The following is a 1,750-nucleotide window of genomic DNA, read 5'->3' as shown; positions in this document are numbered from 1 at the left end:
GCGGATCCTCCGCAAGGCCAGACTCAGCCCGAACGCACTCACGTCAACCACAAAGGCCATCCTCACCCTGGAGGCTCACCGTTGAAAAGGCTCCCTTGTCGAGTCGAGGTTCCGGCGAGCATCTCTACGCCTAGGTGATCCGCAGGCTGGCTTGGGCAGACCCGGCACGTGTCGGCACTGGCCGACCTCACCTCCAAGGCGTACTGCCAGCGCAAGCGCGCCGAAGGGCAAGGGCACAAGCAAGCTTTGCTCGCCCTCGCCCGCCGACGCGTCAACGTCTTGGAGGCGATATTCCGTGCTGCTCCTGAAGATCGACTGCCGTACGACGCTCTAGTTCCGCTCGAACGACGACACGTCGCAGCAACGGCTACAGCACCCCAGGTCTGTACCGCCGTGGCGCGGCCGATCGCCAACCAGCTGGTCAGCCGAGCGGAACTGTGAAGCAGGCCACTCGTGCGCCGGCCATGCCGGCTTCGCCGGGACCGGTAGTGGTTCCGCGCTCGTGGATCACCACAGACCCCGCCCCGCCCAAGCGGAAGCGCCAGTCATTGCGCGACACGGCGCTGGCTTTCCCGCTGCGATCGGTCTTGAAGTCCAGCCACATCTCGTTCCTCCGGTTCGCGTAAACGGGATCGACGGAGGGCTGGTGCGGGTCTGGTTGGTTCTGGTAGTGGGGACCGGAGTCGTCAGGACGGGAATCGCATGGTTTCGTGTGCACGTGTGCCCCGTACGTGCGGTTCGGCCTTAAGCCTCGGACCTTCAGTACGACGCGGGTCAAAGCATTGGTGGCGTACTCCTTGACTTCGATGTACGAGGCTGCGGGTACCAGAGTCATGTCGTACGTGACTGCACGAGACGGGATGAAGGCAGTTGGCGGTGCAAATCGCGCATCTGTCCGAAGCCGATAGGAGTTCTCTGATGCTGACGCATTCGTCACCATGGTCATCGTGATGGCAGCTGCTACGACAACAGTCGTCTTGGCCAGTTTCATCAACTTCACCTTCTTCTGTCTCTCAAGTGAGAATCCTGTCGTAGGTATCCCTTCCCGGCCTCAGTCACCGAACCCTTCACCCGCAGGGGTGATGGGCCGGCTTGTGCACAGCCGGCCAAGGGCGCACGCAGCGCACGGCTGCGTCTTCAGCGGTGGGGTCGTGACCACGTGATGGACGGGTGTTTGGAGGCTGCGTATGCCGAGTGCCAGTGGAAACCAAGGCTTGCCACTATGGCCGACGGAAGTCATGAGGCCATCTCTGCCTGAGTGGGAAAGGACAGCGATCAGATGGCTGTGGGATTTACTGCCCGCGCATTACCGTAACCAGTGGTTACTGGTTTGTCATCCTCGCCTGCTGGCGCGCCAGGCTTACCGGCAAGTGGAGGGCGAGATGTACATGCTGCGCTATAAACGAAGCTCATACTCTGAGCTTGAGTCGCTTGGGCTTTCCCCGAATGCGATCGAGAAAATAATCCGACTGGATGCGACAGAATTTCATCGACTTGTGCGGGTGAAGGGACAAATTGAGATGATTGCGAGAGCGTTGGCATATGCACAAACGATGGAAAACTGCCACCAAAACCCTGAGCCGTGATCAGGCTGCTTGCAACGCGTAGCACGTGCATACGCGTGAGCTCCGTCCGCGGCCCAGCGATGCGGGGACCAGTGAGCGCTTTCAGCGTTGCCGCTCCAGGGTCAGGACGGCTGCTGCGATTGACGTCATTCGATTCGGGCTGCACCGCGCTCTGCGGAAGGTCC

At 61.0% G+C, this 1,750-nt stretch carries 3 protein-coding genes and 1 pseudogene; 2 read left to right on the top strand and 2 right to left on the bottom strand.

What is annotated here, in order from left to right; all coding sequences use genetic code 11:
- The first annotated feature begins 168 nt into the window (after positions 1–168).
- Complete coding sequence (locus tag ABZ624_RS42940; protein WP_360101182.1) at positions 169–441, top strand: hypothetical protein; 273 nt, start codon at positions 169–171, stop codon at positions 439–441.
- On the opposite strand, the gene ABZ624_RS42935 is transcribed toward ABZ624_RS42940, so the two are convergent.
- Positions 422–991, bottom strand: a complete 570-nt coding sequence (locus tag ABZ624_RS42935) for a superoxide dismutase family protein (protein WP_360101179.1) — start codon at positions 989–991, stop codon at positions 422–424. The genes ABZ624_RS42940 and ABZ624_RS42935 overlap by 20 nt on opposite strands.
- Before the next feature lie 247 nt (positions 992–1,238).
- Here ABZ624_RS42935 and ABZ624_RS42930 point away from each other — a divergent pair, with 247 nt between their 5' ends.
- Positions 1,239–1,586, top strand: coding sequence for a hypothetical protein (locus ABZ624_RS42930; protein ID WP_360101176.1), 348 nt, complete (start codon positions 1,239–1,241; stop codon positions 1,584–1,586).
- A gap of 81 nt (positions 1,587–1,667) precedes the next feature.
- Here ABZ624_RS42930 and ABZ624_RS42925 read toward each other — a convergent pair.
- A pseudogene (locus tag ABZ624_RS42925) lies at positions 1,668–1,750 on the bottom strand (IS5/IS1182 family transposase); the annotation flags it as partial.

Origin of the sequence: Streptomyces sp. NPDC007205, from assembly GCF_040634095.1 — a bacterium.
Classification (GTDB): Bacteria; Actinomycetota; Actinomycetes; order Streptomycetales; family Streptomycetaceae; genus Streptomyces.
This window is presented reverse-complemented; position numbering and strand designations above follow the sequence as displayed.